Raw genomic sequence first — 18,706 nt, 5'->3', positions numbered from 1 at the left:
GACGCTCAGTGGTGTCGTTTGACTTAGGGCGGGTGGCTTTTCCCGACCTTAGTCAAAGCCCGGCTTGCGAGACCGTATTATGGCTCGCAAACGTGGCCACCACGTTCCAGCGTCAATCCAGGCCAACCGGAGCGGCAAGTTGCCACTAAGCTAATCCCCAAAAAAGTTAAAAATAGAAATGCTTGCAATATATCGAAAAGATACATATAATAGTGACGCTCTAAAAAAAGGCGGTGGTCGAAAATGTATGAATTATTTATTTTAGGGCAATTAATGGATCGACCGATGACTGGCTATCAATTACGAAAGGCCCTAGTCAGCGTAGTCGGTCAGGAATTGACGATTAGTTTTGGGGCCCTTTATCCGTTGCTGGATAGATTGGCGGCCGCCGACGAGTTGACCTTGGCCTTCAAGCCGACCCCGAACAAACGGCCACAAAAAGTAGCAACACTCACAACGGCTGGCCGCCGACACTTTTGGACCTTGGTGTTGGCGCCGGTTGCATTGAATAAACAGACGCAGTTGACGTTTCAGATCAAACTGAACTTTTTACATTTATTAACTATTGATCAGCAGTTGGCCGTTTTAACAGACTTTAAAACGTTCACTCAAGGCCAACTGCAGCGACTGACTGACCAGCAAGCTCGGCTGCAGCATAATATCCACATGGTCGTGGCTGACATTGCGGATGCATTGTTAGTTAATGAGTTACAACAAGTGCGCGCGCAGGCTCAGCTCAACTGGGTCAACGCCGTCATCCAAGCAAAGAAGGAAAGTGCCTTATGAAAGTAGCTTCATTTTCAACTGATCCCCAGATCCAAAAACGGCGCTGGTGGATCTTAATTGCCGTTTGTCTCTTTACCTTTATGTCAACGTTAGACGGAAGTATTGTGAATATCGCTTTGCCGGTGATGAGCAAGGCGATGGCGATTCCAATGAATCAAGCCGAATGGGTTGTGTCGATTTATTTGATTATTATTTGTGCCTTGCTATTGTTATTCGGCAAATTAGGCGATGCTCACGGTAAGATTCGAGTTTTCAAGATTGGAGCGGCCTTGTTTACGATTGGGTCACTATTGTCGGGATTTAATTCTGGCTTAGGGATGTTGCTTGCTGCTCGGAGTATTCAAGCAGTAGGGGCCGCCATGACAATGAGTGCCAACAATGGGATTATTACCGAAGTTTTCCCGTTCAAAGAACGTGGTCGAGCCTTAGGAATGATTGGGTCGTTCGTCGCTTTAGGCAGTATTGCCGGACCGGGAATTGGTGGCTTGATTTTAGCGCACTTTAGTTGGGGCTATATTTTTTGGATTAACGTGCCAATCGGTATTTTAGGAATGATCTTAGGGCAAGTTATTTTGCCAAAAGACATTACGATGAGCCACTTGCCGATTGATAAGCCAGGGGCAAGTTTGTTTGCTTTGATGATGGTCAGCCTGTTTGCTGGTGTGTTTATCGGTCAAGAGATTGGCTTCACCAAGCCCATCATTTTAGGCTGTTTTGCGATTGCTTTGATTGCCACCCTTATTTTTGTGCGTATTGAGTTGCATCATGACAATCCCATCTTAGCGTTAAAGCTCTTTAAGAATGCCCGTTTTTCAATCAGTATTCTCTGTGCCTTCTTGATCTTTGTGGCGAACTTTTTCTTCAATGTGATTTCACCATTCTACTTGGAAAATGCGCGGGGCTTGGCCGCTAATTATGCCGGTTATGCCTTAATGGCGTTTCCGATTGTGCAAGTGATTGTGGCACCAATTGCTGGGGCTGTCTCTGATAAGCTTGGTCCTGAAGGTCTCACTTTTATTGGGTTAGTGCTGATTTCAATCAGCCAAGTTGGGTACATTTTTGCTAACTTAACAACGCCGCTCTGGGTCTTTATGTTCTTTATCGGCCTGGTTGGTTTTGGTAATGGGGTCTTTCAGGCACCCAATAACGCGATTGTCATGGGGTCAGTTGAGGTAAAGGACTTGGGCGTTGCTGGCGGGATGAATGCATTAGCACGAGAACTCGGCATGATCTTTGGCATTTCTGTGGCGACGACGGTCCTCTATTCCGCCATGAGTCAATCAGCGGGATATAAAGTCACGTCTTATTTACCGGCACATCCGGAAATCTTTATTGATGGGATGCGGGTTGCCTTCATTGTGTCATTGGTGATTTGCTTGATTGCAACGGTCATTACTGGTATTCGACTATTCAATCGGCGACGGCCCGCGTAATTAGCCATAGAGGTTATTAATAGGCGCGGCGGTAAAAGCGCGTTAAAATAGAAGTGTTGTCATTGGTTATGAATTTTGGCAAGCTTTTGAAAGATTATATGGAAAAATAAATTAATTTTTCTGAAAAAACAAGCTATTTTATGGCTTGTTGCGGAGTGCGTGACTGCTGTCAGATGCTAATCAGCCAGTCCTAAGCGTGGTTTAATCGCTTAACTAGGGGTGATTCAGTAGTTGCCTGCCAGAGTGAACACGCTTGCTAATTTACATTAACCGGTGTATGATAATTCAGTTGTACTATTTGAAGCACGAAACAAGTCAGACCGTTGGCTTACTAGCAAGCGCACTACGGGGAACGGATTTTTTCCTAGCTACTAGTAATCCCATGGTGTCATCCTTAGGAGGAAACATATTTGAAGTTTACAGAACTAGGCTTATCCGATAGCCTACTTAAAGCAGTTAACCGAGCAGGCTACGAAGAGGCCACCCCAATTCAAGCTGAAACCATTCCAATGGTACTTGATGGGAAAGACGTGATTGGACAAGCTCAAACCGGGACCGGGAAGACCGCCGCGTTTGCGTTACCAATCCTCCAACGTTTGGATTTTTCAAACCATAATATCCAAGCACTTGTTATTTCACCAACGCGTGAATTAGCGATTCAAACCCAGGAAGAAATCTTCCGTATGGGTAAAGACGAAGGTGCTAAGGCGCAAGTTGTCTACGGTGGCGCTGACATTCGTCGCCAGATCAGAAACTTGAAGCAAAACCCACAAGTGATTGTTGGGACACCTGGTCGTTTATTAGACCATATTCGTCGCGGTACCGTTAAATTAGACCATGTTAAGATGTTGGTCTTAGACGAAGCCGATGAAATGTTAAACATGGGGTTCTTGGAAGATATTGAATCAATTATCAAACAAGTGCCTAACGAACGTCAGACCATGCTGTTCTCAGCAACCATGCCGCCAGAAATCAAGCGGATTGGTGTTCAGTTCATGCATGAACCACACCATGTTAAAATCAAAGCTAAAGAATTGACCGCTGATACGGTTGAACAATATTACGTTAAAGCTAAAGAATATGAAAAGTTCGATATCATGACGCGTTTATTCGATGTTCAGGCACCTGAATTAACGATTGTCTTTGGTCGGACGAAGCGCCGGGTTGATGAATTATCAAAAGGCCTTGAAGCTCGCGGTTACAATGCTGCTGGGATTCATGGTGATTTGAGTCAACAACGCCGGACGCAAATTATGCGTCAATTCAAAGCTGGTAAGTTGGATATTTTAGTTGCAACCGATGTGGCTGCCCGGGGACTTGATGTTTCTGGTGTTACCCATGTTTACAACTACGATATTCCGCAAGATCCTGACAGTTACGTCCATCGGGTTGGCCGGACTGGCCGTGCCGGACATAAAGGGGTTTCATTGACCTTTGTGACACCGAACGAAATGGAATACTTACGGGTCATTGAAAAGTTGACTAAGGTGCGTATGTTGCCTTTGAAGCCACCTACTGAAGCAGAAGCCTTTGCTGGTCAAATCGCTGCTGCTGAAGCTAGTGTTGATTCATTAGTTGCTAAGACTGAAACTAATAAGTATGCTGAACAAGCTGCAGAATTATTAGCCAAGTATGATGCCACTGACTTGGTAGCCGCTTTATTAAACGACTTAACCAAGGATGATTCAACGGCTGTGCCGGTTAAGATTACGCCAGAACGCCCATTACCTCGTCATAAAGGCGGCGGCAATCGTCGCGGCGGTGGTTATCGTGGTAACCGGAGCCGTAATGGCGGCGGTAACCGTGGCGGCAATGGCCGTTACTCACACAGCAGTAATCGTGACCGTGATCATCGTAATGGCGATCATAAAGGCGGCAGCGGCCGTCGTGGTAACGATCGTAAGAGCAATGGTTACAAAGGTCGTAGCCGCGAAGACAATCGTAGCAACAACCGTAACCATGATGATGGCCGTAAGCAAAGCAGCAAGCGGAACTTCACGATTCGGACCAACGATTAAAGCTAACTAATTAACATTACGAACAGAATCGCCGGTAACGGAGATTCGGTGAAAAGTCGAGCGCAGGCTCGGCTTTTTTTGTGGCCTGACATGCTAGAATTAGGACGAAATTAGTTGAGTTGGTCATGGATAGGCTCATTAGATTGATTGCCGCTCCGGTTGGGCTGGATTGATGCTGGAACGTGGTGGCCGCGTTTAGAAGCCTGAGAAGCGGTCTTCCAAGCCGGGCTTTGACTAAGACTGGAAAGGTCACCAGCCTAAGTCAAACGACACCACTGAGCATCATCCCGCCCGCCCTGCGCTAATGACGGTCATATTTTAGACGGCATTTGACTCTGATGTTGTAAATATTTAAAAGTAAATCAAACAGAGTCGTAGTGACCAACAAGTTCGCCGTGTCGAATCACTTTGACCGGTGGCTTTTCCGGTCTTAGTGATTGGGCCAGCTTGTTAGACGTGGTTTTCGGCTAATAAGTGCCCTGCAGACCGTCCTTGGGCTGCAGGTCTGCCCCACCGCGAACCTGTTGGTCAACGGAGACGGCGATTAACCATGAAGTATGTAGATTGATGGTGTATTAGGACTACTTTTCATGCCATCGTGAAAAGATTGCGTGTTAAACGGTCTGTTACATTACCGGCGACTGTGGTAAATTGGAAATATCAGATTTTGAAAGGCGATGGGGTTGTGATTTATGGTACCGGCATTGATTTAACTGAATTAGCCCGGATCCAAGCGATGCTGACGGCAGGGTTAAAACTGCCGGAAAAAGTCTTGACGGCAAACGAACTGGCTGTCTTTAATCAATATGGACAGAAGCGGCAAGTTGAATTCTTAGCGGGACGTTTTTCAGCAAAAGAAGCTTATAGCAAAGCTTTTGGAACTGGCATCGGCGCGCAAGTTGGGTTTCATGATGTAGAAATTTTGGATAATGCTGCCGGTCGTCCGGAGATTATCCGCCAGCCGTTTGATGGGCCGGCATGGATTTCAATCTCACATACCGATCAATTGGTGATGACGCAAGTAATTTTGGAAAGAGGCAATTAGTGATGGTTGTAATTGGGGAACACCGCCACACACAAGTCCATGTTGACTTGCAGGCAATTAAACATAATATTAATGAGGAAATGACGCGAAAAGATCCACTGACTGAACTGTGGGCCGTTGTTAAGGCTAACGGCTATGGTCACGGCATTATTCAAGTAGCGCAAGCGGCCAAACAAGCTGGGGCCACTGGCTTTTGTGTGGCTGTCTTGGATGAAGCGTTGGCTTTACGTCAAGCTGGAATAACCGCACCAATTCTAGTTTTAGGTATTGTAGAACCAGAATTTGCGGCCGTTATCGCCGAACATGATATTTCGGTTGCGGTTGGTTCGACCGATTGGCTAGCCCAAGCAGCCGCTGTTTTAGCGGCCAATCAGGTGGCCCAGCCACTACATGTGCATGTCGCTTTAGATACCGGGATGGGCCGGATTGGCTTTCAAACGCCGGCTGAATTGGCTGACGCGGTTAACGTTTTACGAGCAGCCAACAGTCCGTTTGATTTTGAAGGCATCTTTACCCACTTTGCGACTGCGGATCAGGCTGATGACACGTACTTTATGCATCAATTGTCGAATTGGAAAGCGCTGATTGCGGTGGTTGATGAATTACCACGGTATGTGCATGTCTCGAACTCAGCGACAAGCTTGTGGCATCAGGCTTGCAATGGTAATGTGATTCGTTTTGGGGTCGCGTTATATGGGTTGAATCCTTCAGGGACAGAGCTAAGCGCGCCGTATCACTTGCAACCAGCGTTGAGTCTGACTGCGGAACTGGCTTTTGTTAAAAAGTTGGCCCGTGGGAAGTCAATCAGCTACGGTGCCACTTATACCGCAGCGCAAGACGAGTGGATTGGGACAGTGCCAATCGGGTATGCGGATGGTTACGAACGGCGTTTACAAGGGTTTCACGTCTTAGTTGACGGTCAAGTTTGTGAAATTGTCGGTCGGGTTTGCATGGATCAGCTGATGGTTCGGCTACCGAAGGCCTATCCAGTTGGAACTAAAGTGACGTTAGTCGGGACGGATGGCGATCAGACCATCAGTTTGCAGGATGTTGCAGATTATTGTGGAACGATTCATTATGAAATTGCCTGTGGATTAGCGACTCGTTTGCCACGCGTTTATACTGACGGCGAATCCGACTGATGCCAAAAGCCAGTCGCGATACTAATCAATACTAATAAGAACGATAAATAAAATCCTAACCGGGCCGATGTTGCTAATGCTGACATTGGCCCGGTTTTTAAGGCTGTCAGATAAGTAAACGGTTGCTAAAAGTTGAGCTTTCATGCTATCATAAGTAGCAAGAATAGGCATGTTGTTGGCTGTCGTGAACAGTCAATCACAACTATGGGCGTCAGTAACAAGGGGAGATGAGGCGATGGTCGCAGCTGACATTAAACTCGGAGACATCTTTTATGCTGACTTATCGCCGGTCGTCGGGTCTGAACAAGGCGGGATGCGGCCGGTCTTAATCGTGCAGAATAACGTTGGTAATCATTACAGTCCCACGGTGATTGTGGCGGCGATTACCGCAAAAATCCAAAAGACGAAAATGCCAACGCATATTAACATTAATGCGGCGCATACCGGAATTGAAAAAAATTCGGTCGTGTTATTGGAGCAAGTTCGAACGATTGATAAGCAGCGGTTAAAAGATCGTGTCACCCATTTAGATGACCAGACGATGCAGCGAGTTGATGGGGCGCTGTTAATCAGTATCGGCTTAGCGGATCGCAGTAAACGGCGACCGCGGCGGACGATGCAACACTAGGTCATTTTAAGAAACTAAACCTTTACATAATAATATGCAAAGACTGTCACGGAAGATAGTCAAAACGCGAGTCAACTAACTGAGATGGTTAGTTGGCTCGCGTTTTTTGGTGTTAAGGTTTGTTCGGCTTATTTGCCGGTGTTGGCTGATCGGAATTCCAATAACTGTGGGGGAACGGTTTAGTTAATCTGTAACAAGTGGGTCTAAGTCATTAATCGCTACTAACGCCTTGGTAGTATCTAACGCTGTTAACAATGGCTTAGCATGGTTGAGTGCCCAAGTGGCTAGTGGTGCATCGCTGGTTTTATCCAAGGTCAGCACTGCGGCTGGACTGTCGGTTGGCAATTGGGCTAAGTCGGTGGCAATCGTTATTGGAATGGCTAACGTTGCTAACCAAGCTTTAACTGCGGGTACTTGGCTAGTCAAAACGTCGGTAATCAGCCCAGCTTGTGGTTGCCAGTTTTGCAACTGATAACTGTCAGTTAAGGCGGCATGCCAAGCATCGTTTAGGGTTGCGCCTAATCCCATGGTTTCACCAGTGGACTTCATCTCAGGACTCAGCTTAGTTGGTAATTGAGGCAATTTGTTGAATGAAAAGACTGGGGCTTTGACAGCGACTTGACCGGTTAATGGATATTGACCAGTTGGTAAGTCCAGATTCGCTAAGGTTGCGCCGAGGATTAATTTGGTAGCTAATTGTGCAAGCGGTAAGTGGGTCACTTTACTCATGAACGGGACGGTCCGGCTAGCCCGGGGATTGACGTCGATAACATAGACATCGTCCGTGACGACGAATTGAATATTCATCATCCCCACGCAATGCAGTGCTTGGCCTAGCTTAGTGGCGATGCTAATGATTTTGGCTTGCTTAGTCGCACTAAGCCGTTGGGGCGGGTAAATGGCGATCGAATCACCAGAATGAATCCCGGCGCTTTCAACGTGTTCCATAATGCCCGGGATACAGACGTGGCTGCCGTCTGACAGGATATCGACCTCGCACTCGATGCCAGCTAAATAATGATCCATTAAGATTGGCGCGCCATGGCCCGCGGCAACCGCTGCTTTGACTACGGGGGTTAGTTCAGCCGCGTGATGCACAATGGCCATTGCCCGACCGCCTAAAACGAAGCTGGGCCGTACGAGTAAAGGGTAGCCAATCTTTAAAGCAGCGACTTTGGCGGCGGCCAGGGTCGTCACGGTGGTGCCGGTCGCTTGGGCAATTTGTTGCTGTGCAAGTAGCGTGGCGAATGCTTGGCGATTTTCGGTCATGTCAATGGTGTCCACACTAGTCCCTAAAATTGTGACGCCCGCATCGGCCAGTTGGTTAGCGAGATTAACCGCCGTTTGACCACCGAATTGAATGATCACGCCAACCGGTTGTTCAAGCTGGATGATTGGCATTAACCGTTCCAACGTCAACGGTTCAAAGTAAAGCTTGTCGGAACTGGAGAAATCAGTCGAAACGGTTTCGGGATTGTTATTGACGACAATCGCTTGATAACCGGCTTGTTGAATCGCCTTAACACAATGCACCGTTGTATAGTCAAACTCGATGCCTTGACCGATCCGAATGGGACCAGCGCCCAATACCAGAATACTATGGCCCAGTGGCTGACTTTCGGTGGTTGTGCCAAAAGCCGTACTGTAAAAATACGGGGTCGCGCTGGCAAATTCACCGGCACAAGTATCGACCATTTTATAAACGAGGGGCACCGCGGCTGTTAAAGCTGTGACTTGTGCGACGGATAACTGACTATAATGTGCCATCGTGGCTGTACTGAGTCCATACTTTTTAGCTGTTAAGAGTTGTTGTGGGGTTGGACTAGCGGCGAGTTGCTGGGTCAGTCCAATAATGTGTTGGAGCTTACTTAAGAAAAATGGCGTAATCTCGGTTAAGTCAGCCAGTTTAGCTAATGGCCAGCCTTGTTGTAAGGCGGCAAATAAATAAAACAACCGTTGATCAGTGGGGGTCGTCAACTCAGCTGATAATTGTGCCGTGGTGACCGGCTGCTTAGGGACTAGCGTTGTTTGTACGGTCGGATCGGTTTCTAGTGAGGCAATCGCTTTTAACGTCGCTTCTTCAAGGGTTGTCCCAATTGCCATGACTTCACCAGTGGCTTTCATCTGAGTCCCCAAGTGAGCATCGGCGGTTGGAAATTTATCAAAGGCAAAGCGGGGCAGCTTAGCGACCACATAATCGAGCGCAGGTTCGAAGGCAGCGTAAGTGGTCTGGGTAATTGGATTTTTAATTTCGGCTAAGTTCAAGCCAATGGCAATTTCAGCGGCAATCTTAGCAATCGGATAACCAGTGGCTTTGGACGCCAAAGCCGACGACCGGCTGACCCGCGGATTGACTTCAATGACTTGATACTGCGCACTATGCGGGTCTTGAGCGAGCTGGACATTGCAGCCGCCTTTGATGTCTAAAGCATCGACGATTGTTAGGACAGCTTGCCGCAAGGTCTGATATTCCGTGTCGGTCAACGTTTGGACGGGGGCGTAAACGATGGAGTCGCCGGTGTGGATGCCCACGGGGTCAAAGTTCTCCATACTACAAACGATGATCTTGGCGCCAGAGTTGTCCCGCATGACTTCGAATTCGATTTCTTTATAACCAGCGATGCTTTGTTCAATTAAGCATTCGTTGACCGGTGACCGGGTCAGACCGCGTTGTAAGATTTGACGCAAGTCGTGCGGATTAGTCGCAATCCCACCACCGGAACCACCGAGGGTAAAGGCGGGCCGTACGATGACCGGGTAGCCGATCTCAGTGGCAAAGGTCAAGGCCGAAGCGACATGATGAACGGTTGTGCTGGCAGGGACGGGCTGATGGAGCTTGGTCATCAGGGCTTTAAACGCAGCGCGGTCCTCAGCTTGGTTAATGGTCTTGAGGGAAGTGCCTAAAAGTTGGATGTGTAATTGCGCTAACACGCCGGCTTGGTCTAAGGCCATGGCGAGATTTAGGCCAGTTTGACCACCTAACGTGGGTAATAGCGCGTCCGGATGACTTTGGGTTAAGACCTTGGTCACACTGGCCAAAGTTAACGGTTGGATAAAGACTTCATCAGCGGTGGTGTGATCTGTCATGATTGTTGCCGGATTCGAGTTGATTAAGATGACATGATAACCGGCTGCTTTTAATGCGAGACAAGCTTGGGTCCCGGCGTAGTCGAATTCGGCTGCTTGGCCAATCTTAATCGGACCGGAACCGATGACAGCAATACGATGAATCGTCAGATTTTTAGGCATTGGCAACGACCTCCTGAGTGAGGGTGTGAATAAAATGATCGAAGAATTGACCGGCTTCGGTCGGACCGGGATGGGCTTCGGGATGGAACTGGACTGACATAACGGTCTGACCAGGCAATGTTAAGCCTTCAACACTGCCATCATTGAGCTCAATAGCCGTCACTTGAAGTGGCGTTTTCGCGATAGATGCAGGATCGACTGCAAAGTCATGATTTTGAGCGGTCATGATGACTTGACCAGTGGCCAGGTTCTGGACCGGGTGATTTAAGCCATGATGGCCGAATGTTAGTTGATAAGTCTTGGCGCCATAGGCTAAGGCAATTAACTGGTGGCCGAGACAAATACCCGCCAACGGATAGTGTGCTGCTAATTGGCGAATCAAAGGTAAGACGGCTGCTTGGGCTTCTGGATCACCAGGGCCATTTGAGAGCAGCATACCATCGGGGTGATAGGCGGCAATCAGTTTGAATGAGCTGGTTGCCGGTACGACGCTGACTTGGCAACCACGCGCGACGAGTTCTTGGGTAATCGCGGTCTTTTCGCCGAAATCCAAGATCACAATATGTGGTTGTGAGCCATGAGTAGCTTGAACGGGTACGGGTTGAGGCGTCAGTTGTTTAGTCGGTAGACTCGCGGCTTTTAGTTGGAAATTCGTGACCGGCTGATTACTAATGATGGCGAGTTGGGTGCCGGTGTGACGTAAATGGATCGTCAGTTCACGGGTGTCGATGCCTTGGATACCGGGGACATGGTGTGTAAAAAGGAAGCTATCTAAAGTCGCTCGACTACTGTAGTGATCACTGAAGTCTGCCAGTTCATGGACGATGACGGCTTGGGTGCCAATCGTTGTGGCTTGATTGACGGTCGGGTCAATCCCATAGTTACCAATTAATGGATAAGTAAAGGCAATCAGTTGGTTTAAGTAGGAAGGATCGGTAATGGTTTCTTGATAACCGAGCATTCCAGTATTAAAGACTAAGTTGCCAGCGCCTTCAACGGATCGGTCGCCAAAGGCCGTTCCAATCCATTGGGTGCCATCTGCGAGTGTTAAGTATTTTTGCATGTTGTTACCGACCTTTCTTAAAATCAGATTAAAATTATTTTGGTTAATGCAACTAGTAAACAATTATTCAAATTGAAAGTCAAGCTAAAAATACATAAAAACATGAATATATAGTAAAATAAAGCTTAAATATTCAAAATATAAGATATAGTTGCATATATTTCCAGAAAAGCTTGCATTTGTCGAAAAATGAGAATATAGTGTGAAACATGTTCATCGCATAAACATGCAATACAGAACTAATTTTTGAATATTTGAGGTGATTTTATGCAAGTAGCGTTAATTGGCGTCAGTGGTTATAGTGGCACCGTGTTATATCGATTGTTAAAGCAGCATCCCGCGGTTGACCAGATTAACTTATATGGTCACGTTGATCAGGTAGTGACACCGTTAGCAACGGTGGTTCCAGCCTATCAGAAAGAAACGGCGATGGTCCGACCATTTGTTGCCACTACGGTGATGACAGAAAATGACGTTGCCTTTTTCGCTACTTCGGCCGGAGTGACCCAGACGTTGGCGTTACCTTTATTAAAGGCCGACTTTCCCGTCATTGATTTGTCCGGTGACTTTCGATTGCAAGACCCGGCCAGCTATACCCGCTGGTATCATCGTCCGGCAGCCGAAGTGGCCGCCTTGGCCAAAGCTAGTTATGGGTTAGCCGAGTTCAATCACCACTTAACGGCATATGTTGCTAACCCCGGGTGTTACGCGACGGCCACTTTATTAGGCTTAGCGCCGGTGGTTCAAAACCACTTGATTGATCCAACGAGTATTGTGGTCGATGCCAAGTCCGGGTTATCGGGCGCTGGCAAAAAGCTAGCAGCGACCAGTCAATTTACGATGGTCAATGATAACTTACAACTTTATAAACTCAATCAGCACCAGCACATTCCTGAAATCATGCAGCAACTACAAGCTTGGTGGCCGGCGATTCCAGCGTTGGAATTCACCACCACTTTAATTCCAGTCACACGTGGCATTATGAGCAGCATTTATGTCAAAGCCGCGCAGCCGACAACGACCGCCGCTTTAGTCGCACAATATCAGAAGACCTATCAAACCAGTCCGTTTGTTCAAGTACTACCGGCGGGTGAGCTACCAACCTTAAAAACAGTCGTGGGCTCCAACAACTGTGCGCTTGGAATCAATTACAATCCTGTGACCAAGACCATCTTGATTGTCAGTGTGATCGACAACTTGATGAAAGGGGCCGCGGGTCAAGCCATTCAAAATTTCAATCAATTAATGAATCTACCGCAAACGACTGGCTTACCAACTTTACCAACGTTTCCATAACTGAGAGGAGTACTGCTAATGCAAGTTCTAACAAGTAATCAAATTCAAACGGTCGCCTTTCAGTGGCCCGCTGGCTTTTACAGTGATGGCATCCATATCGGCCTCCGGAAAGCTAAAAAAGACTTTGGATGGCTATTCTCCAAAGTTCCCGCCGCGGCGGCTGGTACGTACACGACCAATCAATTTCAAGCGGCTCCCACTAAATTAACCAAAATGATGATTAATCAAGACCATCAGTTACAAGGCTTATTACTCAATAGTGCCATTGCTAATTCTTGTACTGGTAAGCAAGGCTGGAAAAATGCGTTGCAAGAACAACAGTGGCTCGCCAATAAATTAGCTGTTGATCCCAGCTTAATTGGAGTGGCGTCGACGGGCTTGATTGGCGCCCAACTGCCGATGGCGCTCATTAAAAATGGGTTGCCACAATTAACCCCAACGAAGAGCGATGCCGTGACTTATGCGGTCTTGACCACTGATCAACATCCCAAAACAATCAGTGTGCAATGTGAGTTAAGCGGCCATTTAGTGACATTGACGGGTTTTGCCAAGGGGTCAGGGATGATTCATCCGAAGATGGCAACGATGCTTGGCTTTGTAACGACGGATGCGCAGGTTGACGGCGCCGTTTTGCAGACCATGCTCAGTGACAACGTCGATTCAACGTTTAACCAAATTACCGTTGATGGTGATACGTCTACCAATGATATGGTCGTCACCTTAGCGAACGGGTTGGCAGATAATCCTAGCTTAACGGCTGGGACGACTGATTATAAAATTTTTAACCAAGCCTTACATCTGGTTTTAAGTTCACTGGCTAAACAAATTGCAGCGGACGGTGAAGGCGCGACGAAGCTTGTTGAATGCAATGTGACTCAGGCCGCGACACTAACAGATGGTCAGCAAGTGGCCAAAGCGATTGTTGGTTCTAACTTAGTCAAAGCCGCTATTTTTGGTGAAGACCCGAACTGGGGGCGGATTATAAGTACGATTGGGGCGACCGATGCCGAACTGGACATTGACCATGTGGATATTGCGATGAATGGGATACCGTTAGTCGCTGACAGTCTAGCCTTACCATTTGATGCAGCGGCCGTGAAAGCGACCTTGGGGCAAACGCAAGTCGTGATTGATGTCGACTTGCATGCTGGTGGTGCGACTGGTCAGGCTTGGGGTTGTGACCTAACTTATAATTACGTCAAGATCAACGCCAGTTACCATACTTAAACGGAGGCCGGTTATGAAAAATCTGATTATTATTAAAATTGGCGGTCAAGCTATCCAGCAATTGACCGAGCGTTTCTTTCAACAATTACAGTCGTGGCAAGCTCAAGGTAAACAATTATTAATCGTACATGGTGGCGGACCAATGATTACGACCTTAACGACCCAGTTGCAGTTACCGGTGCAGCGGGTACATGGCCTACGAGTAACCGATGCACAAACTTTGGCGGTAACTAAGCTGGTCTTGCTTGGGGAGGCTCAGCCGGCGTTACTAACGCAGCTGAATCAACATCACTTGGCAGCACTGGGGTTAAATGCGGCCGACCAACAGTTATTAACGGGAACGCCGCTAGATCAACCACACCTCGGTTACGTTGGCCAAGTGACACAGGTGAACCAAGTGGCACTGCAGACCTTGTTAGCACACCAGATTGGGGTATTGGCGCCGTTAGCGTTGACGGCTGAGGGGCAATGGCTGAATGTCAATGCGGATATGGCGGCCACCGCCTTAGCTCAGCAACTGCATGCCGAGAAACTCGTATTATTGACCGATGTGCCGGGCATTATCCATCACGGGATGGTCATGCGGAGTTTGTCGCCTCAGCAGGCGCAACATTTAACCCAACAATCAGTCATTACAGCCGGCATGCGGCCTAAAGTTCAAGCCGCGATTCAGGCCATTCAAGCTGGTGTCCAACAGGCAGTCATCACGAATGCGATTGACCAGCCCGGGACCGCCATCATCAAAACGGAGGTAGCCTTATGAAAATGACCCATGTTTTTCCAACGTATCAGCGGTTTCCCTTTGCCATTGAAAGTGGCCAAGGGGTTCACTTAACTGACGATCAAGGTCAGACTTATCTAGATTTTACAGCTGGGATTGGCGTCTGTAATTTTGGCTATCAAAATGCGGCCATTCAGACCGCCGTCCATCAGCAGTTAACTAAAATCTGGCATACATCGAATTTGTATGAGAATGCTTTGCAGGAACAAGTAGCCACGTTACTGACCAATGGTGACGAGCGGCTGGTTTACTTTGCTAACTCGGGGACAGAAGCCAACGAAGCTGCCTTAAAGTTGGCTCGTAAATATACGGGTAAGACAGCAATATTAGCGTTTAATCATTCCTTTCACGGCCGGACATATGGGGCAATGTCGATGACGGGTAATCCAAGTATTCAAGCAGGTTATGCGCCGTTAGTAGCAGGTGTTCAGTTTGCTGATTATAATGATCCCGCCGCTATTCAACAGATTACGCCGCGGTTAGCTGCCGTCATTTTAGAGGTGGTGCAAGGTGAAGGCGGCGTCTTCGCGGGTCAAGCTGAGTGGTTAAGAGCAGTTAATCAAGCTTGTCAGCAACAAGGGGTGTTGTTGATTATTGATGAAGTGCAGTCCGGAATCGGTCGGACCGGTTATCGGCTGGCGTATGAAGGCTATGGACTTGATCCGGATATTTATACGGTGGCTAAAGGGTTAGCGAATGGCTTACCGGTGGGGGCGATGGTTGGTAAGGCGAAGCTGGCAATGGCGTTTGGTCCGGGTAGTCATGGCTCAACTTTTGCTGGTAACGCCTTGGCTATGGCTGCGGCCCAAGCAGTGTTGCAACAGTTAACACCAGCCTTTTTGCAGACGGTCCAACATAAAGCGCAATCGGTTTGGCAAGTATTGACCGATGAGATTGCACCGTTGGCTATCGTTAAACAAGTCACCGGTAAAGGTTTGATGATTGGCATTCATCTCGCGCCGCAAGTGCCCGTCGCTAAGGTGATTGCCGCGCTACAACACCAACAGCTCCTAACCTTATCCGCTGGTGATAATACGCTACGGCTGTTGCCGCCACTAGTGATGTCAACGGCTGATTTACTGGCTGGCCTGGCAAAAATTAAGACAGTTTTGCTGGCGCTTGAAACGGAGGTAACCGCATGAACACACATTTTAATGGTCAATCCTTTCTAAAAGAGATTGATTTTACACCCGCTGAATTAACTTATCTAATTGATTTCGGCTTACATTTGAAGATGTTAAAGGCGCAACATCTTCCGCATCCTTATCTCCAAGGGAAAAATATTGCGTTGTTATTTGAAAAAACATCGACGCGAACACGTTCTGCATTTACCGTGGCAGCCAATGACCTAGGGGCGCATCCGGAGTTTTTGGGTAAAAATGACATTCAACTTGGTAAAAAAGAATCAGTCAGTGATACGGCCAAAGTGCTAGGCTCGATGTTTGATGGGATTGAATTTCGGGGTTTTGCCCAGGCAACGGTGGAAACGCTAGCCAAGGATAGTGGGGTCCCTGTGTGGAATGGCTTAACTGACAAGTGGCACCCGACGCAAATGATTGCGGATTTCATGACTTTAAAAGCGCACTTTGGACATTTACAAGGGTTAACGTTGACCTATGTGGGAGACGGGCGGAATAACATGGCGAATAGTTTGTTGGTGACTAGTGCGATGCTGGGTGTCAATATTCATATTGGCGCGCCAACTGGGTTACAGCCGGCTGCTGACGTGGTGGCTTTGGCGCAGACTTACGCGCAACAATCCGGTAGCGACATCTTAATTACCGCAGATCCACAAGTTGCGGTTGCCGGTGCCGATGCGTTATATACGGATGTCTGGGTCTCAATGGGTGAACAAGTCGATTACGGGGAACGGATTAAACAATTATTGCCGTTCCAAATTAATGCTGATCTAGTGGCTGCGACCGGTCAACCTGAGACGATCGTCATGCATTGTCTGCCGGCTTTTCATGATCACCAAACGGTCACGGGCGCGGCACTGGGACAGAAATATCAGCTAGACGCTATTGAAATCACCGATGAAGTCTTCAATAGTCCCCAAGCCGTCGTCTTCGAAGAGGCGGGCAACCGCTTGCCTGCGATTAAAGCCATCATGGCTGCCACATTAGGCGATCTGTTTATTCCGGATAGTTTATTTTAAGTTGATCGTTGCCGCTACGGTTGGTCTGGCCTGATGCTGGAACGTGGTGGCCACGTTTGGAAGTCTGAGAGGCGGTCTTCCAAGCCGGGCTTTGACTAGGGCCGGGGAGGGTCACCCGACCCAAGTCAAACGACACCACTGAGCATCATCCAGCCCGCCCTACGCTACAATTGTTCTCCTTGAGATTGTTTGGGAACAAGTACTCAGGTGAGTACTTGTTAGTGATAGTGTTGACTGTTACGCAAGTCATGCTCAATTCAAGGGATTGACTAGCTAACGGCAGGCGGGGCAGAATTGGCTCAGTGGTGTCGTTTATCTTGGTCGATGATTTTTCGACCTAGATAAAGCCCGGCTTTTGAGACCGTTCTGTGGCTCAAAAACGTGGCCACCACGTTCCAGCCGATTCTGCCCCAACCAGAGTGACAAATGGAAATCTACCTTGCGACGACTGATTAGTCGTGCTACGATTGAATCCGCTCGTTAATTTTCGTGGTTCGTAACCATCCCACGTAAAAAAACTAGGAGGAAAAACAGCATGACTAGTTCAAAAATCCGCCCATGGATCATTAATGCCTTAGTGGCGGCGTTATATATCGTCTTATCAGTTGGTCCAGCAGCCTTTAACTTGGCGTCTGGGGCAATTCAATTCCGGGTGTCGGAAGGCTTGAATCACTTAGCTGTCTTCAACCGCAAGTATATCTGGGGCATCGTGGCCGGCGTCATCTTGTTTGATGCCTTTGGTCCGGGGGCCAGCTTGTTGAACGTGTTATTTGGCGGGGCCCAGTCGTTGATTGCCTTATTACTGGTGACGTGGTTAGGACCAAAGCTTAAAACGGTTTGGCAGCGCATGGCGTTAAACATCTTCTTGTTTACGATTTCCATGTGTATGATTGCTTGGATGCTGATGTTGGTTGGCGGTGGGACGGCTTTTTGGCCAACTTACCTGACCACGGCACTCTCTGAATTCATCATTATGACGATTACCGCACCGATTATGTATGGACTGGATAAGATTTTACATTTTAGTGCCCGATTACAATAATAAAAATGGATTGCCAGCAACCAAGTGGCAATCCATTTTTTGTACTTATTATTCAGCTTGTAAATCTTCAACTTCGATTACTTTGAATTGTTTGCGGTTCAAGTTATCAGTAATGCGTTTCAGTTTTTCAGTATCCACGTCTTCTGGTAAGGTGAACAAGGTCCGATGACCCAAAGTGCCGTTTTGAACATCCAAGGTCAAACAGCCGGCAATCGACGTGTACTTGGTGATGATCTTAGCCATCGCGGCCAAATCACCACGTTCACCGATTGAAACGACCGTTAAGACGTAACTACCAACGTTAACGTTCCAAGATTGTGACAGCATATCCAATAAACGCGTATGGGTCAAAATGCCATAGAAGTAGCCGTGTTCATCTAGAACGGCGATGTAAGGCAAGTCTTTGATTGAGAAGAAGACGTTATAAAAGGCTGAATCGACCTGAATCGTTTTGGTGGCATTCTTGAGTAATGATGTGACGGGTAACGACATATCGCCGCCCCGTGATTTATGGCGATAAATATGCATTTTATAAATATTACCGCGGAAAATATGCCCAGTTTCGTCCAAGATTGGGACACACCGGAAGCCAGAATCTTCAAGGACTTGTAAGGCTTCTTCCAAAGTGGCATCGGCCGTGACGGTAGTGAGCCGTTCTTTGGGTTTAACTAAAGTTTTTAAGAGCATAATGACTGATCCCCCAGATTTATTAGATTTATTCTAATTAAATAATACCATAAAAGCGTCAACGGGGGGAGTGATGACTAACCGTCAGAACCGGTTTTGAACTAAAAAAACAGCCGATCAGCAATTACTGATCGACTGCTTAAATTAAATT

General features: G+C 47.6%; 15 protein-coding genes and 1 riboswitch. Of the genes, 12 read left to right on the top strand and 3 right to left on the bottom strand.

The annotated features are described in order from the left end of the window. Positions 1-243 precede the first annotated feature (243 nt). The 6 genes from FFM80_RS04110 (at position 244) to FFM80_RS04085 (ending at position 7,052) form a co-directional block, all read left to right on the top strand. Positions 244-786 (top strand): PadR family transcriptional regulator, encoded by a 543-nt coding sequence (locus tag FFM80_RS04110; protein WP_137639637.1) that lies wholly within the window; start codon positions 244-246, stop codon positions 784-786. Next, positions 783-2,219, top strand: coding sequence for an MFS transporter (locus tag FFM80_RS04105; RefSeq protein WP_137639636.1), 1,437 nt, complete (start codon positions 783-785; stop codon positions 2,217-2,219). The genes FFM80_RS04110 and FFM80_RS04105 overlap by 4 nt, the downstream gene beginning before the upstream one ends. A 410-nt stretch (positions 2,220-2,629) precedes the next feature. Then, positions 2,630-4,237: a degradosome RNA helicase CshA gene (gene cshA, locus FFM80_RS04100; protein WP_137639635.1), complete on the top strand. Its 1,608-nt coding sequence runs from the start codon at positions 2,630-2,632 to the stop codon at positions 4,235-4,237. A 685-nt stretch (positions 4,238-4,922) separates the two neighbouring features. Further along, positions 4,923-5,282 (top strand): holo-ACP synthase, encoded by a 360-nt coding sequence (gene acpS / locus FFM80_RS04095; RefSeq protein WP_137639687.1) that lies wholly within the window; start codon positions 4,923-4,925, stop codon positions 5,280-5,282. 2 nt (positions 5,283-5,284) lie between these two features. Continuing rightward, on the top strand, positions 5,285-6,424 hold the full coding sequence (alr, locus tag FFM80_RS04090; RefSeq protein ID WP_137639634.1) for an alanine racemase: 1,140 nt from the start codon (positions 5,285-5,287) through the stop codon (positions 6,422-6,424). Positions 6,425-6,659: 235 nt separating this feature from the next. Next, positions 6,660-7,052: a type II toxin-antitoxin system PemK/MazF family toxin gene (locus tag FFM80_RS04085; protein ID WP_137639633.1), complete on the top strand. Its 393-nt coding sequence runs from the start codon at positions 6,660-6,662 to the stop codon at positions 7,050-7,052. 183 nt (positions 7,053-7,235) lie between these two features. Here the strand turns inward: FFM80_RS04085 and carB are convergent, their stop codons facing one another. Both carB and FFM80_RS04075 read right to left on the bottom strand, forming a co-directional pair. Next, on the bottom strand, positions 7,236-10,301 hold the full coding sequence (gene carB / locus FFM80_RS04080) for a carbamoyl-phosphate synthase large subunit (RefSeq protein ID WP_137639632.1): 3,066 nt from the start codon (positions 10,299-10,301) through the stop codon (positions 7,236-7,238). After that, entirely contained in the window at positions 10,294-11,364 is a 1,071-nt protein-coding gene (locus tag FFM80_RS04075; protein ID WP_137639631.1) for a carbamoyl phosphate synthase small subunit, read from the bottom strand. The genes carB and FFM80_RS04075 overlap by 8 nt, the downstream gene beginning before the upstream one ends. Positions 11,365-11,631: 267 nt before the next feature. On the opposite strand from FFM80_RS04075, the gene argC reads away from it, so the two are divergent. The 6 genes from argC (at position 11,632) to FFM80_RS04045 (ending at position 17,868) form a co-directional block, all read left to right on the top strand. Then, positions 11,632-12,660, top strand: a complete 1,029-nt coding sequence (gene argC / locus FFM80_RS04070; RefSeq protein WP_137639630.1) for an N-acetyl-gamma-glutamyl-phosphate reductase — start codon at positions 11,632-11,634, stop codon at positions 12,658-12,660. Between the two features lie 18 nt (positions 12,661-12,678). Beyond that, complete coding sequence (gene argJ / locus FFM80_RS04065; RefSeq protein WP_137639629.1) at positions 12,679-13,887, top strand: bifunctional glutamate N-acetyltransferase/amino-acid acetyltransferase ArgJ; 1,209 nt, start codon at positions 12,679-12,681, stop codon at positions 13,885-13,887. A 13-nt stretch (positions 13,888-13,900) separates the two neighbouring features. After that, positions 13,901-14,650, top strand: coding sequence for an acetylglutamate kinase (gene argB, locus FFM80_RS04060; protein WP_137639628.1), 750 nt, complete (start codon positions 13,901-13,903; stop codon positions 14,648-14,650). Next, on the top strand, positions 14,647-15,810 hold the full coding sequence (locus FFM80_RS04055) for an acetylornithine transaminase (protein ID WP_137639627.1): 1,164 nt from the start codon (positions 14,647-14,649) through the stop codon (positions 15,808-15,810). Before argB ends, FFM80_RS04055 begins: the two co-directional genes overlap by 4 nt. Continuing rightward, on the top strand, positions 15,807-16,826 hold the full coding sequence (gene argF, locus FFM80_RS04050) for an ornithine carbamoyltransferase (RefSeq protein ID WP_137639626.1): 1,020 nt from the start codon (positions 15,807-15,809) through the stop codon (positions 16,824-16,826). The genes FFM80_RS04055 and argF overlap by 4 nt, the downstream gene beginning before the upstream one ends. Before the next feature lie 483 nt (positions 16,827-17,309). Beyond that, positions 17,310-17,354, top strand: a riboswitch (PreQ1 riboswitch). Between the two features lie 7 nt (positions 17,355-17,361). After that, complete coding sequence (locus FFM80_RS04045) at positions 17,362-17,868, top strand: QueT transporter family protein (protein ID WP_137639625.1); 507 nt, start codon at positions 17,362-17,364, stop codon at positions 17,866-17,868. A gap of 48 nt (positions 17,869-17,916) precedes the next feature. Here the strand turns inward: FFM80_RS04045 and cbpA are convergent, their stop codons facing one another. Then, complete coding sequence (gene cbpA, locus FFM80_RS04040; RefSeq protein ID WP_137639624.1) at positions 17,917-18,555, bottom strand: cyclic di-AMP binding protein CbpA; 639 nt, start codon at positions 18,553-18,555, stop codon at positions 17,917-17,919. Between the last annotated feature and the right edge of the window lie 151 nt (positions 18,556-18,706).

Origin of the sequence: Lactiplantibacillus dongliensis, assembly GCF_005405105.1 — a bacterium.
In the GTDB taxonomy this organism is placed as follows: Bacteria; Bacillota; Bacilli; order Lactobacillales; family Lactobacillaceae; genus Lactiplantibacillus; species Lactiplantibacillus dongliensis.
This window is presented reverse-complemented; position numbering and strand designations above follow the sequence as displayed.